This window comes from Cupriavidus sp. 01L415, assembly GCF_056400065.1.
The window spans coordinates 117625-135389 of the sequence record NZ_JBFTSP010000001.1 but is presented as its reverse complement, the minus strand read 5'-3'; the positions used below and the strand labels follow the sequence as shown (position 1 = coordinate 135389).

Here is a 17765-nt window from a genome sequence, read left to right as displayed (position 1 = left end):
GTAGCGGTCCCGATGGGAAAAGTCGGCGAGCGGCGTGGCCCGGAACACCGGCCATTCTACTGCTGGCGGCGCCGGTCTGTGCCGCCGGCAGTCCGGTGCGGGTGACCTGCGGCAAATGGCCGCAAGGGCCGGGAGGCTTCAGCCGTATCGGCCACCAGGCCGGCGGATCAGCGGATCACCGCGCCGGCGCGTTCGCGGCGATCCTGGCGCGTGCCTCGTCCAGGGCCTGTTCCAGGTACGCCCCGTAGAAATCGCCCTGCAGCCCCCGGAGCGGGCTGGCCACGTTCCGGCCGTTCCGGTCGAGAAACAGCACGGTCGGGGCCACGGAGATGTTGTGCGCGCGCGCCCACTGCTTTGCCGTGGTCATCGATCCGTCGACGTCGCGCATCGGCGTATCGGCGGTCATGTCGACCTCGCGGGCGGCAATTTCACCGGCCGCCACCTGCGGTGCAAGGTAGTTGCGGCGTACGGTCTCGCAATACGTGCAGCCCGGCAGGCTGACCAGGACCACGAGCGGTTCGCCGTCCCGGGCGGCGGCGGTCGACTGGGCGGCCACGTCCGTCACGGGTGGCAGGTGTCCGGCGGCAAGGCTGGTTCCCGCGCCGAGCGCGAGCGCAAGGGCGGCAAGCCAGGGCACGGCGCGGCGGGACGCGGGCGGGCGATGCGTGGGCAGGCGAGGGGGCATGGGAGCTCGGAAAAAAGCGATGCCGGCGGCAAGCGGGCACGCACGGCTTCCGGGATAATAGCGGCTTGCGCCTGAAGGTGTGCGGGTGCGCGATGCGGCGCCCTCCGCGCCCGTCTTTCGAACCGGCCACTACCGGCCGCACGCCATCCGTCAACCCGCCCCCGTACTCCGGCCTGCCCCCCATGCGCCGCCTGAATTTCCGCCCGCCCCTGCATTCCGCCGCCGCGCTATTGCCGCTATTGGCGCTGACGACGCTGATGGCGTTTGCCGGCTGCTCGCCGCGCTATGACTGGCGGACGATTGTCTCCAGCGATGGCCACTATGCGGCCCTCTACCCGGGCAAGCCAACCAGCGCCGCGCGCGATGTGGCTATCGCCGGGCGCAAGCTGCCCATGACGATGGAGGCCGCACGCGTGGATAACACGCTGTTCGCGGTCGGCGTCGTCACGTTGCCCGCCGACGATGCCGCGCTGCGGCGCGACGCACTGGCGTCGATGCAGGACGGATTGGTGGCCAACCTGGGCGCGCACCCCGAAACGCCGATGCGTGCGCGCGCGGTCGCGATCAAGTCCGCCGCCCAGCCGCCCGTCGTGCTCGATGGCGTGGAACTGACCGTGACCGGCGTCTCGCCGCAAGACAAGTCGCCGCGCCGATTGACCGCGCGGCTGGTCGCCTCGGGCGTGCACGTCTATCAGGCCGTGGTGCTGGAGGCCGGCGATGCCGCGCGGGACGGCCGGCAGGCGGAGCAGGTCGATCAGTTCCTGAGCGGCTTTCATCCGTTTTGAATCGATGCGGAGTGCCGGCGGTCGGCGCTTTGCGAATCTGTAGCTAGGAGAGTGGAAATGCGTTGGGAAGTCTGGCTGGCCTATTTCGCCGCGTGCTGGGTCATCGCGATCTCGCCGGGATCGGGCGCGGTGTTGTCAATGAGCCATGGCCTGTCGTATGGGCTGAAGAAGACGTCGACGACGATCCTCGGCCTGCAGCTGGGGCTGGTCATCATCCTGCTGGTGGCCGGCGGCGGGCTGGGTGCGCTGCTGCTAGCGTCCGAGGAGGCGTTCCTGGTCGTCAAGACGGTGGGTGCCGCCTACCTGATCTACCTCGGCATCCAGCAATGGCGCGCCAAGGTGGAATCGGGCAAGGATGACGGAAAGGATGCGAGCGTGCGCATGGCCGTGATGAGCCCGCATCGCCGCTTTGCGACCGGGCTGCTGACCAACGTGACGAACCCCAAGGGCATCATCTTCATGGTCGCGGTGCTGCCGCAGTTCATCGACCCGACGCATCCGCTGGGACCCCAGCTGGCGATTCTCGCGGCCACGATGTGCGGCGTCGATTTGGTCGTCATGCACGGCTACGCGCTGTTGGCGTCGCGCATGCAGGGCCTGTTCCGCAACGCCCGCGCCGTGCGCTGGCAGAACCGGTTCTTTGGCGGCGTGCTGGTGGCGGTGGGCACCGCGCTGTTCTTTGTGCGGCGCCATCCGGCCTGACGCGTCGGCATAGGCCGAAAGATTCCGGCTGGCGCCCGCTGGCCGGGTTTGCTTCAATGGGGGTAGACCGGTTGCCTGGAGAGCCCGATGCGCGACGCCTTCCCCCTCAGTGCCCCTGTCACTGCACACCGGGAGCCTCCCCCTGAGGAGCCGATCCCGCCCGGCATTCCCCCGGATCTGCCGCCAATCGAGGAGCCACCCCCGCCGCCCGTCGAACCTCCTGTGTGAGGAGGTGAGGGGTGAGGGCGCGGAAAGTCACGCGTCCCGTTTTCACGCGTCCAGTTTCCACGTGCCCCGGTTGAGGGCGGGCCTTGCCGGCCCGCCTTCATGCCGTGCGTAGCGCGCGCCGATACCGGATGGCCTCGGCGACATGGGCGGCGGTCAGCACGCTCGTCCCTTCCAGATCCGCGATGGTCCTCGCCACCTTCAGCACGCGGAAGTACGCGCGCGCGGACCAGCCGAGCGTCTGCATCGCGCCGCGCAACAGGTTCTGTGCGTCGTTGCCGAGCGGGCAATGGGCGTCGATCTCGCGCCCGGACAGATCACCATTGGGCATCCACTGCCTGGGCCATCGCGCGCGAGATCGTGATGCGGCCGGTTTCCAGCGGCTCGCGCAGGACCTCCAGCACCTTGCGTTCGAACTCCGGGAGCTCGTCGAGGAACAGCACGCCGTGATGGGCCAGTGAGATCTCGCCCGGCCTCGGGTTGCCGCCACCGCCCACCAGCGCGGGCGCGCTGGCCGTGTGGTGCGGGCTGCGAAACGGCCTGCGGCCCCAGAGCGCGGGCTGGAAGCTGCCCGTGGTCAGGCTCTGCACCGCCGCGGCCTCCAGCGCCTCCTGCTGGGTCATCGGCGGCAACATGCCGGGAAAGCGCTGCGCGAGCATCGATTTGCCCGTGCCGGGTGGGCCGAGCAACAACACCGAATGCTGGCCGGCGGCGGCTACTTCCATCGCGCGCCTTGCCTGCAACTGGCCGCGCACATCGCGCATGTCCGGGCCGCCGTCCGCGCGGGCGGCCAGCGCGGGTGGCCGGGCCTGTGGCAGCCGGCGATCCGGCAGCGGGCTCAGGTGGTTGCAGATATCAAGGAGCGTCGCACCCGGGTAGACCGCCAGGCCATCGATCAGCGCCGCCTCGGGGCCGTTGCCGGCGGCGACGACGAACGCGCGCGCCGGCAAGCCGTTGGCTGCGCGCCGGGCGTTGTCGCGCGCCAGTCCCATGGCCATTGCCAGTGCACCCCGCACCGGGCGCAGGTCGCCAGCCAGCGAAAGTTCGCCCGCGAATTCGAACGCATCGAGGCCGTCGGCGGGGATTTGCCCGCTGGCTGCCAGGATGCCCAGCGCGATGGCGAGGTCGAACCGACCCGATTCCTTCGGCAGGTCGGCGGGGGGCGAGATTGACGGTGATACGCCGGCTCGGGAATTCAAACTGGCTGTTGACGAGGGCAGCTCGCACGCGCTCCCGGCTCTCGCGGACCTCGGTGTCGGCCAGGCCGACGATGTTGAAGACGGGCAAGCCGTTGGCGAGATGGATCTCCACCGAGACCGGGGGCGCCTCGATGCCGGTCAGGGCGCGGCTGCGCAGGACAGCGAGGCTCATACCTTTGCGAAATTGCTAACGACCGGGAATGAAAAAGGCCGCCGGAATCCGGCGGCCTTCTGGCGTGATGCGGTGTTGCGTGGGGGGTCTCATACCCCGCCGGTGGACGTCCCGCCGGCCCCCGGCGCCACGCCGGCGCGGCGTTCGAGTTCGGCCACGCGGGCTTCCAGTTCCTCCAGGCGCGCGCGCGTGCGGGCCAGCACCTGCGACTGGACATCGAATTCCTCGCGCGTGACCAGGTCGAGGCGCGCAAAGCCCTGGGTCATCATGCTGCGCACGTTTTTCTCGATGTCCTTGGCCGGCGAGTTGCGCAGCGCTTCGCTGACCTTGCTCTGCAGGTCGTTGAAGAGATCGGTCGGTTTCATGGTGGAACTCCTGTTGTGACCAATTAGATCCGGTTGAGAGGCCAGGCTGCGCCGCCATCCGCACTCCGGCACCGCAATGGTGCGAAAAGGCGGGGCTAAGGGCGGGCACCGCACCCATTGCGATGCACTTGTCTGGGGCGTACCGCGACACCGGCCGGCCAGACCGCACCTGGACCGCACTTGGACCGCACTTGGACCGCACCCAGAGGGTCGGGCACGCATCGGGCACGCCACGCGGGCAGCACTTGGCCCTGCATGAGGCGGATTATGGCCCTTTGGCGCCCGCCATGAAAGCGCCGGCAAGGGTTGCTCACATCTTTTAACGGATTCGCGTGTGTGCGAATGACGCCCCCGATCGTCTCCAAAGTGGCTCCGGCGACGCTCGTCGACGTTCGGTAGGGGTTTGCCCGCGATGCCTCGGGACGGGGCGGAGGCTGGCACGGCTGTTGCAGTAGTAACGGTCAGGGGCGTCAGTACCCAAAGCAAGAAAACAAAAGTAGCAGTTCCCTCAATTCGAGCCCGCGAAGACTTAAGGAAAAGGAGAAACCCCGATGAAGAAGTTGAGCCTCGCAGCCAGCGCCACTGCGGCCCTGCTTAGCCTCGCCGCCCCCGCCGCGTTCGCACAGGCGGCCGCTGAAGCGCCGGCCGCCCCCGCAGCCGCGCCCGCCGCAGAGGAAGCATCGCCGCATACGTTCACGGCTAACGTCTCGCTGGTCACCGACTACCGCTATCGCGGTATCAGCCAGACCAACCGTCGTCCGGCGATCCAGGGCGGTTTTGACTACGCGCACTCGAGCGGCTTCTACCTCGGCAACTGGAACTCCAGCATCAGCTGGCTCGAGGACGCCGACTCGTCCGTATCGGCCCCGGTGGAAATGGACTTCTACGGTGGTTTCAAGAACACCTTCAAGGTGTCCGAGGTCGAGTTCAACTATGACGTGGGCGTGCTGCAGTACTACTACCCGGGCGGCTACACCACGACCCGTCCGTACACCACGGAACTGTACGCCGGCATGGGCTGGGGTCCGGTGTTCCTGAAGTACTCGCACGCGGTGACCAACCTGTTCGGCTTCGACGACAGCAAGAACAGCTACTACATCGACCTGACCGCCAACGTGCCGCTGAACTTCTGGGACCTGACGCTGAATGCCCACGTGGGCTACCAGGGCGTCCGTCACTTCAGCGATGCGTCGTACACCGACTGGAAGATCGGCCTGACCAAGGATCTGGGCAAGGGCTTCTCTGTCGCGGTGGCGTACATCGACACCAATGCCGACAAGACCGTCTACACCAACACGCGCGGCCGCTACGTGGGCAAGGCGACGGCCTGGGCTTCGATCACCAAGACTTTCTAACAGCGTATGAGGCCGGGCGGCCCGCCTGAGGAGGCCGCCCCGAGGAGAAATCGGATGAAACTCATCATTGCAGTCATCAAGCCGTTCAAGCTGGACGAGGTGCGCGAGGCGCTCTCCGACGTCGGCGTGTCCGGTATCACCGTGACCGAAGTCAAGGGCTTTGGTCGCCAGAAGGGCCATACGGAGCTGTACCGCGGCGCCGAGTACATCGTCGACTTCCTGCCCAAGGTGAAGATCGAAGTGGCCGTGCCCGACGACGTAGTGGAACGTGCCATCGAGGCCATCGAGAAGTCGGCCCGGACCGGCAAGATCGGCGACGGCAAGATTTTCGTCGCTCCGATAGAACAAGTCATTCGCATCCGCACCGGCGAGACCGGCAGCGATGCCCTGTGACAACTGAGAGACAGAGACAAGAGGCTCACCCCATGAAAACCTGGTTCAAGCGAATCCTGACGGCTGGCGCAATGACGCTGGCAATCGGCACGGCCGGACTCGGCCTGTCCACGCACGCCGTGGCACAGGACAAGCCGGCCGCCGAGGCATCGGCTCCGGCCGCTTCCGCCGCCCCGGCCGCTGCGCCGGCCGCCGCTCCCGCAGCGGCTCCTGCTGCCGCCGCCCCGGCCGATGCCGCCGCGGCCCCGGCAGCCCCGGTCCCCAACAAGGGCGATACCGCCTGGCTGCTGGTCTCCACGGCCTTCGTCATCCTGATGACGCTGCCTGGCCTGGCGCTGTTCTATGGCGGCCTGGTTCGCTCCAAGAACATGCTGTCGGTGCTGATGCAGTGCCTGGTGATCTTCTCGGTGGTATCGATCCTGTGGGCCGTCTACGGCTACAGCTTCGCGTTCACCGAGGGCAACGCGTTCTTCGGCGGCACCGACCGGCTCTTCATGAAGGGACTCACGGTTGACGCCGTGGCCGCCACCTTCAGCAAGGGCGTGGTCGTGCCGGAGCTTGGCTACTTCGCGTTCCAGTGTGCGTTCGCCGCCATCACCTGTGGCCTGATCATCGGCGCCTTCGCCGAGCGCGCCAAGTTCTCCGCCGTGCTGGTGTTCGTGGTGCTGTGGTTCACGTTCGCGTACATCCCGATGGCCCACATGGTCTGGTTCTGGCCGGGTCCGGATGCCTACACCGACGCCGCGGCGGGCACTGCTGCCACGGCCAAGGCGGGCTGGCTGTTCCAGAAGGGCGCGCTCGACTTCGCTGGTGGCACCGTGGTGCACATCAACGCGGCCGTGGCCGGCCTGGTGGGCGCATTCATGTTCGGCAAGCGCATCGGCTTCGGTCGCGAAGCGATCCGTCCGCACAGCCTGACCTTCACGATGGTGGGTGCGTCGCTGCTGTGGTTCGGCTGGTTCGGCTTCAACGCCGGTTCGGCCCTGGAAGCCAACGGCGGCGCCGCCCTGGCCTTCGTCAATACGCTGCTGGCTACCTGCGGCGCCGTGCTGGCCTGGACCTTCGGCGAGTGGATCGGCAAGGGCAAGCCCTCGATGCTGGGTGGCGCTTCCGGCGCCGTGGCTGGCCTGGTGGCCATCACCCCGGCAGCCGGCTTCGTCGGTCCGATGGGTTCGATCGCGATCGGCCTGATCGCCGGCCTGCTGTGCCTGTGGGGGGTGACCGGCCTGAAGCGCATGCTCGGCATGGACGACTCGCTGGACGTGTTCGGCGTGCACGGCGTGGGCGGTATCCTCGGCGCGCTGCTGACCGGTGTGTTCGCTTCGCCCAGCCTGGGCGGCACGGGCATCTATGACTATGTGGCCAACAAGGTGGCTGACGACTACTCCATCGCTGGCCAGGTGTGGATCCAGTTCGAAGGCGTGCTGACCACCATCGTGTGGTCGGGCCTGGTGGCCCTGGTGGCCTACAAGCTGGTCGATATGCTGATTGGCCTGCGCGTTCCGGAAGAAGAAGAGCGCGAAGGTCTGGATATCACCTCCCACGGCGAAACCGCCTACGAGGTCTGATATCAACGAAAGTGTTGTGCTGGAGAGCTGATTGGGAATCTTCTCTCAGGAGTTTTGCCCGGCCACGTGCCGGGCTTTTTTCTGCCTGCGAGGGGCGCCAGCCAAGCGTTGTCAAGGGGCGGCGGGATATTCGCAGGGTGCTTAAATCGGATCTTAAAAAGTCTCAATTGTCTTTAAGGGGGAGCGCACATACAGTGCCAGTGAGGCAGTTTCCTCCACCTGCAGAACGCTCCCCGTATCTGTCAGGCCATTTGAAAGCGCGGCGCCATGCCGCGCCTTTTTTTTGCCCCCTGCGCACCGCCGCACACCACAGCGTACTCCGGCATCGACAGCCCGCCCTTTGAATTCCCCGGAGCCGTCCCCATATCGTTATCCCTTATGCTGGCGGCTGCATATGCTTATGTATGGCCTGCCTGCAGCCGGTTGGCCGTTCCTCTACAATCGGGGCGGACAACAAAAGATGATTAATTAGGATGGATATGGTCCCGCATCTCATCACCGCGCTGAACGGTCCGCTGCTCGAACTGGAAAAGAAGATCCTGGACGCCACGCCGTCCATCGAGCGCTGGTTCAGGCTGGAATGGCAGGAACATACCCCGCCGTTCTACTGTTCTGTCGACCTGCGCAACGCCGGTTTCAAGCTGGCCCCGGTCGACACCAACCTGTTCCCCGGCGGCTTCAACAACCTGGCGCCCGAGATGCTGCCGCTGGCCGTGCAGGCCGCCATGGCCGCCATCGAGAAGATCTGCCCGGATGCCAAGAACCTGCTGCTGATCCCCGAGCGTCACACCCGCAACATGTTCTACCTGCAGAACGTGGCGCGTCTGTCGCTGATCATGCGCCAGGCAGGCCTGAACGTGCGCCTGGGATCGCTGTCCGACGACATCACCGAACCAACGCCGATCGAATTGCCCGACGGTCAGACGCTGGTCGTGGAGCCGCTTGCGCGCCTGGGCACCAAAGGCCGCCGGCTGGGGCTGAAGGACTTCGATCCCTGCTCGATCCTGCTCAACAACGACCTCTCGGCCGGCATTCCGCCGATCCTCGAGAACATCAACGAGCAATACCTGTTGCCGCCGCTGCACGCGGGCTGGTCCACGCGCCGCAAGAGCAGCCACTTTGCCGCCTATGACGAGGTGGCCAAGAAGTTCGCCAAGCTGATCGACATCGACCCGTGGATGGTCAACCCGTACTTCGCGCGCACCACCGGCGTGGACTTCCACGAGCGCGTGGGCGAGGAAGAGCTGGCCGATGCCGTCGAGGGCGTGCTCAAGAAGATCGCCAAGAAGTACCGCGAGTACGGCATCAAGGAAACGCCCTACGTGGTGGTCAAGGCGGATGCCGGCACCTACGGCATGGGCATCATGACCGTGCGGGACCCGTCCGAGGTCAAGGGTCTCAACCGCAAGGAGCGCAACAAGATGAGCGTCGTCAAGGAAGGCCTTGAGGTCAGCGACGTCATCATCCAGGAAGGTGTGCACACGTTCGAGAAGGTGAACGAGGCCGTGGCCGAGCCGGTGGTCTACATGATCGACCGCTACGTGGTTGGCGGCTTCTACCGCGTGCACACGGGTCGCGGTAACGACGAGAACCTGAATGCGCCCGGCATGCACTTCGTGCCGCTGGCGTTCGCCCCGAACGGCATTCCGGACAGCCACGCCAAGCCGGGCGCGGCCGTGCCCAACCGCTTCTACATGTATGGCGTGGTGGCGCGGCTGGCGCTGCTGGCTGCATCGCTGGAACTCGAGAAGACCGACCCGAATCCGATTCTCTGATCCGCGGCTTACGCCGCCTGCCGTCCGGGCATCTCCCGCCCGGACGTTTCCTTTCTGACGCGAACGCGACGAATCATCATGCGCATCCTCTTCATTACCGACCCGCTGGAGACCTTCAAGACGTACAAGGACTCCACCTACGCCATGATGACCGAGGCCGCCGCGCGTGGGCATGAGCTGTTCTTCTGCCTGCAGTCGCAGTTGTCGCTGTCGGCCAACGTGGTCGAGGCCGTGGCGCGGCCGCTGGCCCTCACGGAAGACGCGCACGACTGGTTCCGCCTGGGCGAAGCCGCGCTGATGCCGCTGGGCACGTTCGATGCGGTCCTGATGCGCAAGGATCCGCCGTTCGACATGGAGTACGTGACCAGCACCTGGCTGCTGGAGCTGGCCGAGTCACAGGGCGCACGCGTCTTCAACAAGCCGCGCGCCATTCGCGATCACTCGGAAAAGCTGGCAATCGGCCAGTACCCGCAGTTCATCACGCCCACGCTGGTCACGCGCGACGCGGGACGCATCCGCGCGTTCCATGCCGAGCACAAGGACATCATCGTCAAGCCGCTGGACGGCATGGGCGGCATGGGCATCTTCCGCGTGGGCGCGGACGCCATGAACCTGGGCGCGATCGTCGAGACGCTGGGCGACAACGGTGCCCGCACGCTGATGGTCCAGCGCTACATTCCGGCCATCAAGGACGGTGACAAGCGCATTCTGCTGATCGGCGGCAAGCCGGTGCCGTATTCGCTGGCGCGCATTCCGCAAGGCAGCGAGATCCGGGGCAACCTGGCCGCCGGTGGCCTGGGCCGCGCGCAGGAACTGAGCGCGCGCGATCGCGAGATCGCCGAGACGCTGGCGCCGGGCCTGTGGAAGCAAGGGTTGCTGCTGGTGGGACTGGATGTGATCGGTGACTGCCTGACCGAGGTAAATGTGACGAGTCCGACCTGTTTTCAGGAAATCACCCAGCAGACGGGGTTCCCTGTGGCGGCCATGTTTATCGACGCGCTGGAAGCGGCCGTCGCCGCTGACCGACGCTAACGCGCCACAATCGTCCATACCCGGGCAATCATGGGAAGGGGCCGCTGGGCTGCCTGCTACAATTCGGGCAGTCCAACGGATTCACCATCATGGCAGGAATTCTGATCATCGCGCATGCGCCACTGGCTTCGGCGCTACGCGATTGCGCTGCCCACGTCTACTGCGGCCAGCCGCCGCGGCTCGAGGCCATCGACGTCATCCCTGACGCCGACCCCGCCGCCGTGCTGGCCGAGGCACGCAGCCGCCTTGCCACCGTGTGCGAGGAAAACGGCGCCCTAGTGCTGACCGATATTTTCGGCGCCACGCCCGCCAATATTGCGGCGCGCCTGGCGGAGCCGGGCCGTGTCAAGGTGCTGGCCGGCGTCAACCTTCCCATGCTCGTGCGGGCTATCTGCTATCGCACCGAAAAGCTCGACCAGCTGGCGACCAAAGCGCTGGCAGGCGGCGCGCAAGGTGTGCTGCAGGTCGGTACGACCACCGTCCAGAACCAAACCGCAAATCATCCCGACAAATATGCTGCAGAGGGACACAACCATCATCAATAAGCTCGGGCTGCATGCCCGTGCCTCCGCCAAGCTCACGCAACTGGCGGGCAATTATGTGAGCCAGGTCAAGATGTCCCGCAACGGTCGCCAGGTTGATGCCAAGAGCATCATGGGCGTGATGATGCTGGCGGCGGGCATTGGCTCCACGGTCACGATCGAAACCGACGGCCCCGACGAGCAGGAGGCAATGGACGCGCTGCTGGCGCTGATTGCCAACCGCTTCGGCGAGGGCGAGTGAGATTCGACGACACAACCCGCATTCTTAAACGTTCCTGACGGAGCGGTTCATGCCCTTTGCCTTGCACGGCATTCCGGTCTCGCGTGGGGTCGCCATCGGGCGTGCCCACATCCTGGCGCCGGCCGCGCTCGACGTTTCGCACTACCTGGTCGACGAAGACCGGCTGGATGCGGAGGTCGAGCGTTTGCGCGCGGCGCGTGCCGCCGTTCGCGCCGAGCTGATCGCGCTCAAGCGCGATCTGCCGCGCGAGGCGCCCGAGGAGATGGGGGCATTCCTCGACGTGCACACGATGATCCTCGACGACGAGGCGCTGTCGCGCGAGCCGGAGGAGCTGATTCTCCATCGCCGCTACAACGCAGAGTGGGCGCTGACCACACGGCTCGAAGAGCTGATGCGGCAGTTCGAGGAAATCGAGGACGAGTACCTGCGCGAACGCAAGGCCGACATCCAGCAGGTGGTGGAGCGGATTCTCAAGGTGCTGGCCGGCGCGCCCGTGCTGGCGCCCGCGCCGGTGCCTGCGCTGGCCGCGGATGGCGTGCCAGCGCCAGGCGTGATCGTAGTGGCCCACGACATCGGCCCGGCGGACATGCTGCAATTCCGCCACACCGTTTTCCACGGCTTCGTGACGGATCTGGGCGGGCGCACATCGCATACCGCCATTGTCGCGCGCAGCCTGGACATTCCGGCCGCCGTGGGCGTGAAGAGCGCCAGCGAGCTGATCCGGCAGGACGACTGGATCATCATTGACGGCGATGCCGGACTGGTCATCGTGGACCCGTCGGCGATCATCCTCGAGGAATACCGTCACCGCCAAAGCGAGCGGGTGCTGGAGAAGAAGCGCCTGCAACGGTTGCGCCATACGCCGGCCGTTACGCTGGACGGGCTTGAGATCGAGCTGCTGGCCAACATCGAAATGGCCGAGGATGCCGGCGCGGCGCTGGCCGCCGGGGCGGTCGGGGTGGGGCTGTTCCGGTCCGAATTCCTGTTCATGAACCGGCGCGGCGAACTTCCGGACGAGGAAGAGCAGTTCACCGCCTATCGGGGCGCCGTGGAGGCCATGCACGGCCTGCCGGTGACGATCCGCACGATCGACATCGGCGCGGACAAGCCGTTCGACGGCCGCGGCGACGACTTCGAGACTGCGCTCAACCCGGCGCTGGGGCTGCGGGCGATCCGCTGGTCGCTGTCCGAGCCGGCGATGTTCCTGACCCAGTTGCGTGCCCTGTTGCGAGCCTCCGCGTTCGGCCCGGTGCGGTTGTTGATACCGATGTTGGCCCACGCGAGCGAGATCGACCAGACGCTGGATCTGATCGCCCAGGCCAAGCGCCAGCTGGACGACCGCGGCCAGCCATACGATCCGGGTGTGAAGATCGGTGCGATGATCGAGATTCCGGCGGCGGTGCTGATGTTGCCGCTGTTCCTGCGGCGCATGGACTTCCTGTCGATCGGCACCAATGACCTGATCCAGTACACGCTGGCCATCGACCGGGCCGACAACGCGGTCGCCCACCTGTACGATCCGCTGCATCCGGCCGTGCTGCAATTGATCGCCCGCACGATCCGCGATGCCAATCGCGCCGGCGTACCGGTGGCCGTCTGCGGCGAAATGGCCGGGGACCCCCTCATGACACGCCTGCTGCTGGGCATGGGCCTGCGCGAGTTCTCCATGCATCCGGCGCAATTGCTGCGTGTCAAGCAGGAAGTCATCCACGCGCACTGCGAAAGTCTGGGTCCGATCGTTGACCGGGTGCTCAATGCCTATGAGCCCGACGAACTTGCCGCGGCACTGAAGCAGCTTTCGGCGTAAGACAACCCTAAGGCAACTGGGGTTTTTGTCCGCGGATTTGCAACGCAAGCGCCGCGTTTTGCGCCGAAAAGTGGCGTTGGGAATCCATTCGAAAACCGTTTTGTGATCCTTCCGATGCTGACTCCCGATGTGGCTTAATGGGAATTGTTATCATTTTCGATCTCTGATATTCTGCCTCTCATCGCGTTCGGCATGCCGGTGCCGACGCTGCCCCCAGGAGGCTTTTGTGTACGTCTGCATCTGCAATCAGGTCACCGATCATGAAATCCACGGCGCCGCCCACCTTGGCGTGTCGACGATGGACGAGCTGGCGGAAACGCTCGGCGTTGGGACTTGCTGCGGCCGTTGCCGCGATTGCGCGCAGCAGGTGCTGTGCGAAGGCGTGGCCGCCGTACAGAACATGAAGGCTTCCACGATCTCGACCATTCAGGTTGTCGAGATTTCGACCTGTTCCACGGCCACGTCACGTGCCATAATGGACACTCGGGACCCGGCAGTCGCGAATGACCAGCGTACCGAGCTGGTCGCCTGAAATACACCGAATAACGCGTGCATTGAGAAGCGCGCCCACGGACTGGCAAGTCCGCGGCGCGCTTTTTGTTGCATTCGTGATTTCCGACTGCACGGGGCGTCTTCAGACGCCCCGTCGTGCTTTTACGCGGGCCCGTTGCAACAGGAGCCCCGAATGAAAGGTGACAAGAAGGTCATCCAGCATCTGAATGCCCAGCTCAAGAATGAGCTGACCGCCATCAACCAGTATTTCCTGCACGCCCGCATGTACCGCCATTGGGGCCTGAAGAAGCTGGGCGACGTGGAGTACAAAGAGTCGATCGGCGAAATGAAGCACGCCGACCGTCTGATTGACCGCATTCTGATGCTCGATGGGCTGCCCAACCTGCAGGACCTGCACAAGCTGCTGCTCGGCGAAGATACGCCCGAAATGCTCAAGTGCGACCTGAAGCTGGAGCAGACCGCCCACGCCACCGTAAAGGAAGGCATCGCATATTGCGAATCCGTTGGCGACTACGTCAGCCGCGAGATCCTGGTCGATATCCTCACGGACACCGAGGAGCATATCGAGTACCTGGAAACGCAGCTGGACCTGATCGACAAGGTCGGCCTGCAGAATTACCTGCAGTCGCAGATGGAGCCGGGCGCGCAGTAAGCGCGCAGGCGACGTCAGCAAGGGATATGCGCCAGCCGCTGCCAGGGAAGTGAGGCGGTGGCCGGCGATCCGCGTGGCGTTGCATGACGCCACGTCCGAATGCGGGGCCGGTCATTAACCGTTCTCATTCGGATTCTTGTCTTCATCTAGTCGAATCGCGTCGGCTTGAGTGACTCAGCGGGGATGGGCTCCGCCGCATGGGTTGCTCGGGTCGATGCCTCGATGGCTGGCCCCAGGGCTCGCTTGAAGGGCCCGCCGCAACGCCCCGATTCCGCGGGCGCTTCTCAGTGGCTCCCACGGTACCCATCAGTGTCCTCATCAGGGCTCCACGTCAGTGCCCACATCAATGGTGGCCGCAAACCTCGCAGTCCGGGGTGCGGGCCAGCCGCATCGTCGTCCACTCCATCGTCATCGCGTTGACCATCAGCAGCCGCCCAGCCAGGGTTTGACCGACGCCGGTCAACAGCTTCAGGGCTTCCGCCGCCTGCACCGTGCCGACGATGCCGACCAGCGGCGCAAACACGCCCATGGTCGCGCACGCGGCCTCGGGCGCCGGCTCGGAGGGCGGGAACAGGCAGGCATAGCACGGTGCATCCGGATGGCGCAGGTCGAATACGCTCACCTGGCCGTCGAAGCGCAGCGCAGCGCCCGAGACCAGTGGCTTGCGGTGCCGCAGGCAAGCGCGGTTCACGGCCTGGCGCGTGGCAAAGTTGTCGCAGCAGTCCAGCACCACATCGGCCAGCGCGACCAGCCCATCGAGTTCGGCATCGCCAACGCGCTGCGGGATGAGGGTGACGTCGACGCCCGGATTGATGCGCAACAGTCCTTCCTTTGCCGACTCCACCTTGGGGCGCCCGACATTGGCCGTCGTGTGAAGGATCTGGCGCTGCAGGTTGGTCAGGTCGACGTCGTCGTTGTCAACGATCGTGATCCGCCCCACGCCGGCCGACGCCAGGTAGGGCAGTGCCGCCGCCCCCAGTCCGCCCGCGCCGATGACCAGGGCATGCCCGGCCAGCAGGCGTTCCTGACCTTCGATACCGAGTTCATCCAGCAGGATATGGCGCGAGTAGCGCAGAAGCTGATCGTCGTTCATGGTGCCCGTCAAACAAAAGCGGCCCGTCGGTCGTGCACCGCGGGCCGCGCAGGGGAGGGGTGGAAAAACGCCGCTTAGCGGTTCTTGCCGGTCGGCGTGCCGAGCGGATCGCCGATCGGGGCGCTTGCCGGCGGCTGGCTGGCCGGCTTGGGCGCCGCGGCCGGTTTGGCCGCCGGCTTGGCCGGGGCCTTGTCCGATACCTTTTCCTTGTCCGGCTTGCCTGCGGACTGGGCCGCCTCCAGGCGCGACTTCGAGCGCTGGACCGACTTGCCGTTCAGTTGCGCGATCGCCTGCTGGAGCATGAAGTCATCCGCGGAGCCAAACTCCACCGGCTTCTTGCGGCGATCCTTCTCGCGCTCTTCCGGCGTCTTCTTCGCGTTCTCTTCTTCCAGGCGGCGCAATTCTTCCACACGGCGCTGCTCGCGCTCGTTCATTTCCGGCTCTTCCGACTCCTGCTTGTTGTGCAGGTGGCGCTCGGTGTCGATCTCGCGCGTGATCAGCGCGTCGTCCGGATCGCCCTCGGGAGTCTGGTCGACCGGAATGTCCGGACGGATGCCCTTGGCCTGGATCGACTTGCCCGTCGGCGTGTAGTAGTACGCGATGGTCAGCTTGATGCCGGTGTCGTTGGTCAACGGGCGCACGGTCTGGACCGAGCCCTTGCCGAACGTCGTCTTGCCCATGATCAGCGCGCGGTGGTGATCCTGCAGCGCGCCCGCCACGATTTCCGACGCCGATGCCGAGTAGGCGTTGGTCAGCACGACCATCGGAATCTTCTTGAACGTTGCCGGCAGGTCCTTGAGCGGATCGTCCTCGATCGACGACAAGCGGTAGTTGTTGAACGATGCCTTGTAGACGCGCTTGGCGTCCGGCACCTGGCCGTTGGTGGAAACCACCGTGGCATCGTCCGGCAGGAACGCCGCGGCCACGCCGACCGCGCCTTGCAGCACGCCGCCGCCGTTGTTGCGCAGGTCCAGGATGATGCCCTTCAGGCCGGGATTCTTGTCGGCCATGTCCTTCAGGCGGCGCCCCAGGTCGGACACGGTGCGCTCCTGGAAGCTCGTCAGGCGCACCCAGCCGATGGTGTTGTTGTCGAGCATCTTGGTCTTGACCGACTGCACGCGGATTTCCGCGCGGGTGATCGAGACCGGGAACGTGCGTTCCTCGCTCTTGCGATAGATGGTCAGCGTGACCTTGGTGCCGGGCTCGCCGCGCATGCGCTTGACCGCCTGCTCCAGCGGCAGGCCGCGCACGGGCTTGTCGTCGATGCGGGTGATCAGGTCGCCCGGCTGGATACCGGCGCGGAACGCGGGGGTATCCTCGATCGGGTTGATGACCTTGACCAGGCCTTCTTCCTGCGAGATCTCGATGCCCAGGCCGGCAAAGCGGCCGCGCGTGCCTTCCTGCAGTTCCTTGAAGTCCTTCTCGTCCAGGTAGGCCGAGTGGGGGTCGAGGCTGGCGACCATGCCCTTGATGGCTTCGGTCAGCAGTTTCTTGTCGTCGACCGGCTCCACATACTCGCGCTTGATCTGCCCGAAGATGTCCGACATCAGCCGCAGCTGGTCGAGCGGCAGCGGCCCGGACGAATTCTGGGCCGTCGCCGAGATCTGCAGCGTGGCGAGCACGCCGGCAACGACGCCGACTGAGACGAGGCTAATGTTCTTGAGCGTCTTACGCATGGGCAGCCTGAACGTGTGAGGATGTTGCAATATATCGCCCGGGCGCGGCCTGGGGGCAGGCCGGGGCCGGATTCGAACCGACAGTATAAGAGGGTGCGCAAAAAAAGACCTGTGCGCCGCAAATCCGAGGTGGGCGCGGCCACACAAGCGGTCAGCGCCTACCCGGAGGACGTCCGGGCAGGCGCTTCTACGCCACACGGACGGTCAGCGGGCCTTGCCCTGGTTGGCCACGGCGGCCAGCGATGCGGCGATGGCTTCCTGGTCGCCCAGGTAGTAATGGCGCAGCGGGCGCAGATTGGCGTCCAGCTCGTACACGAGCGGGGTGCCGTTGGGAATGTTGAGGCCGACGATGTCGTCATCCGAAATCTGATCCAGGTACTTCACCAGCGCGCGGATACTGTTGCCATGGGCGGCGATGACCACGCGCTTGCCGGATTGGATGTCGGGAGCGATCGATTCGTTCCACAGCGGCAGCACGCGGGCCACGGTGTCCTTCAGGCACTCGGTCAGCGGGATCAGCTCGCGCGGCACATTGGCATAGCGCGGGTCGTTGAACGAAGCACGTTCATCGGTCGCTTCCAGCGCCGGGGGCGGGGTGTCGTAGCTGCGGCGCCAGACCAGCACCTGCTCGTCGCCGTACTTCTTGGCGGTTTCCGCCTTGTTCAGGCCGGCCAGCGCGCCGTAGTGGCGTTCGTTCAGGCGCCATTCATTGCGCACGGGAATCCACATCTGGTCCATTTCGTCCTGCACGTGCCAGAGCGTGCGGATGGCGCGCTTGAGCACGGACGTGTAGGCCACATCGAAGGCGAAGCCGGCTTCCTTGAGCAGCTTGCCGGCCAGGGTGGCCTGGGCGACGCCCGTATCGGTCAGGTCGACGTCGACCCAGCCGGTGAAGCGGTTTTCGAGATTCCACGTGGATTCGCCGTGGCGGATGAGAACGAGCTTGTACATGCTGCTTCCAGGGAGTAAGTGACCTGCGGCGCCC

17 protein-coding genes and 1 pseudogene are annotated in these 17765 nt (G+C 65.7%); 12 read left to right on the top strand and 6 right to left on the bottom strand.

Features of this window, described 5'->3' with window-relative positions; genetic code table 11:
- Window positions 1-175: 175 nt before the first annotated feature.
- Window positions 176-685: a thioredoxin fold domain-containing protein gene (locus AC1DOX_RS00625; protein WP_441618764.1), complete on the bottom strand. Its 510-nt coding sequence runs from the start codon at window positions 683-685 to the stop codon at window positions 176-178.
- Window positions 686-867: 182 nt separating this feature from the next.
- Here AC1DOX_RS00625 and AC1DOX_RS00620 point away from each other — a divergent pair, with 182 nt between their 5' ends.
- Together AC1DOX_RS00620 and AC1DOX_RS00615 are read left to right on the top strand one after the other, a co-directional pair.
- Window positions 868-1470 carry a hypothetical protein gene (locus AC1DOX_RS00620; protein WP_441618766.1) on the top strand — a complete coding sequence of 201 codons (603 nt, stop codon included), beginning with the start codon at window positions 868-870 and terminating at the stop codon, window positions 1468-1470.
- A gap of 57 nt (window positions 1471-1527) precedes the next feature.
- Complete coding sequence (locus tag AC1DOX_RS00615; protein WP_441618768.1) at window positions 1528-2172, top strand: LysE family transporter; 645 nt, start codon at window positions 1528-1530, stop codon at window positions 2170-2172.
- A gap of 325 nt (window positions 2173-2497) precedes the next feature.
- On the opposite strand, the pseudogene AC1DOX_RS00610 reads toward AC1DOX_RS00615, so the two are convergent.
- Both AC1DOX_RS00610 and AC1DOX_RS00605 read right to left on the bottom strand, forming a co-directional pair.
- Window positions 2498-3768, bottom strand: a pseudogene (locus AC1DOX_RS00610) (YifB family Mg chelatase-like AAA ATPase).
- Window positions 3769-3857: 89 nt separating this feature from the next.
- Complete coding sequence (locus AC1DOX_RS00605; RefSeq protein WP_092135728.1) at window positions 3858-4133, bottom strand: accessory factor UbiK family protein; 276 nt, start codon at window positions 4131-4133, stop codon at window positions 3858-3860.
- A 551-nt stretch (window positions 4134-4684) separates the two neighbouring features.
- Between AC1DOX_RS00605 and AC1DOX_RS00600 the strand changes: the two genes are divergently transcribed.
- From AC1DOX_RS00600 to bfr, 10 genes are all read left to right on the top strand, one after another.
- On the top strand, window positions 4685-5488 hold the full coding sequence (locus tag AC1DOX_RS00600) for a TorF family putative porin (protein WP_092135730.1): 804 nt from the start codon (window positions 4685-4687) through the stop codon (window positions 5486-5488).
- A 54-nt stretch (window positions 5489-5542) separates the two neighbouring features.
- Window positions 5543-5881 (top strand): P-II family nitrogen regulator, encoded by a 339-nt coding sequence (locus AC1DOX_RS00595; RefSeq protein WP_011296481.1) that lies wholly within the window; start codon window positions 5543-5545, stop codon window positions 5879-5881.
- Window positions 5882-5913: 32 nt separating this feature from the next.
- Complete coding sequence (locus tag AC1DOX_RS00590) at window positions 5914-7449, top strand: ammonium transporter (RefSeq protein ID WP_477101346.1); 1536 nt, start codon at window positions 5914-5916, stop codon at window positions 7447-7449.
- 479 nt (window positions 7450-7928) lie between these two features.
- Window positions 7929-9224, top strand: coding sequence for a glutamate--cysteine ligase (gene gshA / locus AC1DOX_RS00585; protein WP_441623731.1), 1296 nt, complete (start codon window positions 7929-7931; stop codon window positions 9222-9224).
- Between the two features lie 78 nt (window positions 9225-9302).
- On the top strand, window positions 9303-10256 hold the full coding sequence (gshB, locus tag AC1DOX_RS00580; protein WP_441623733.1) for a glutathione synthase: 954 nt from the start codon (window positions 9303-9305) through the stop codon (window positions 10254-10256).
- Between the two features lie 89 nt (window positions 10257-10345).
- Window positions 10346-10801, top strand: a complete 456-nt coding sequence (locus tag AC1DOX_RS00575; RefSeq protein WP_092135734.1) for a PTS sugar transporter subunit IIA — start codon at window positions 10346-10348, stop codon at window positions 10799-10801.
- Entirely contained in the window at window positions 10770-11039 is a 270-nt protein-coding gene (locus AC1DOX_RS00570) for an HPr family phosphocarrier protein (protein ID WP_092135736.1), read from the top strand. The genes AC1DOX_RS00575 and AC1DOX_RS00570 overlap by 32 nt, the downstream gene beginning before the upstream one ends.
- Window positions 11040-11088: 49 nt before the next feature.
- Complete coding sequence (gene ptsP / locus AC1DOX_RS00565; RefSeq protein WP_441623736.1) at window positions 11089-12846, top strand: phosphoenolpyruvate--protein phosphotransferase; 1758 nt, start codon at window positions 11089-11091, stop codon at window positions 12844-12846.
- 226 nt (window positions 12847-13072) lie between these two features.
- Window positions 13073-13378 carry a (2Fe-2S)-binding protein gene (locus tag AC1DOX_RS00560; RefSeq protein ID WP_092135739.1) on the top strand — a complete coding sequence of 102 codons (306 nt, stop codon included), beginning with the start codon at window positions 13073-13075 and terminating at the stop codon, window positions 13376-13378.
- 153 nt (window positions 13379-13531) lie between these two features.
- Window positions 13532-14011, top strand: a complete 480-nt coding sequence (gene bfr, locus AC1DOX_RS00555; RefSeq protein ID WP_092135741.1) for a bacterioferritin — start codon at window positions 13532-13534, stop codon at window positions 14009-14011.
- Window positions 14012-14354: 343 nt separating this feature from the next.
- Here the strand turns inward: bfr and AC1DOX_RS00550 are convergent, their stop codons facing one another.
- The 3 genes from AC1DOX_RS00550 to gpmA all read right to left on the bottom strand — a co-directional run bounded on the left by AC1DOX_RS00550 (window position 14355) and on the right by gpmA (window position 17731).
- Window positions 14355-15104 (bottom strand): HesA/MoeB/ThiF family protein, encoded by a 750-nt coding sequence (locus AC1DOX_RS00550; RefSeq protein WP_092135742.1) that lies wholly within the window; start codon window positions 15102-15104, stop codon window positions 14355-14357.
- A 74-nt stretch (window positions 15105-15178) separates the two neighbouring features.
- On the bottom strand, window positions 15179-16780 hold the full coding sequence (locus AC1DOX_RS00545; RefSeq protein WP_441623739.1) for a S41 family peptidase: 1602 nt from the start codon (window positions 16778-16780) through the stop codon (window positions 15179-15181).
- A 204-nt stretch (window positions 16781-16984) separates the two neighbouring features.
- Window positions 16985-17731: a 2,3-diphosphoglycerate-dependent phosphoglycerate mutase gene (gene gpmA, locus AC1DOX_RS00540; protein WP_092135745.1), complete on the bottom strand. Its 747-nt coding sequence runs from the start codon at window positions 17729-17731 to the stop codon at window positions 16985-16987.
- Window positions 17732-17765 lie beyond the last annotated feature (34 nt).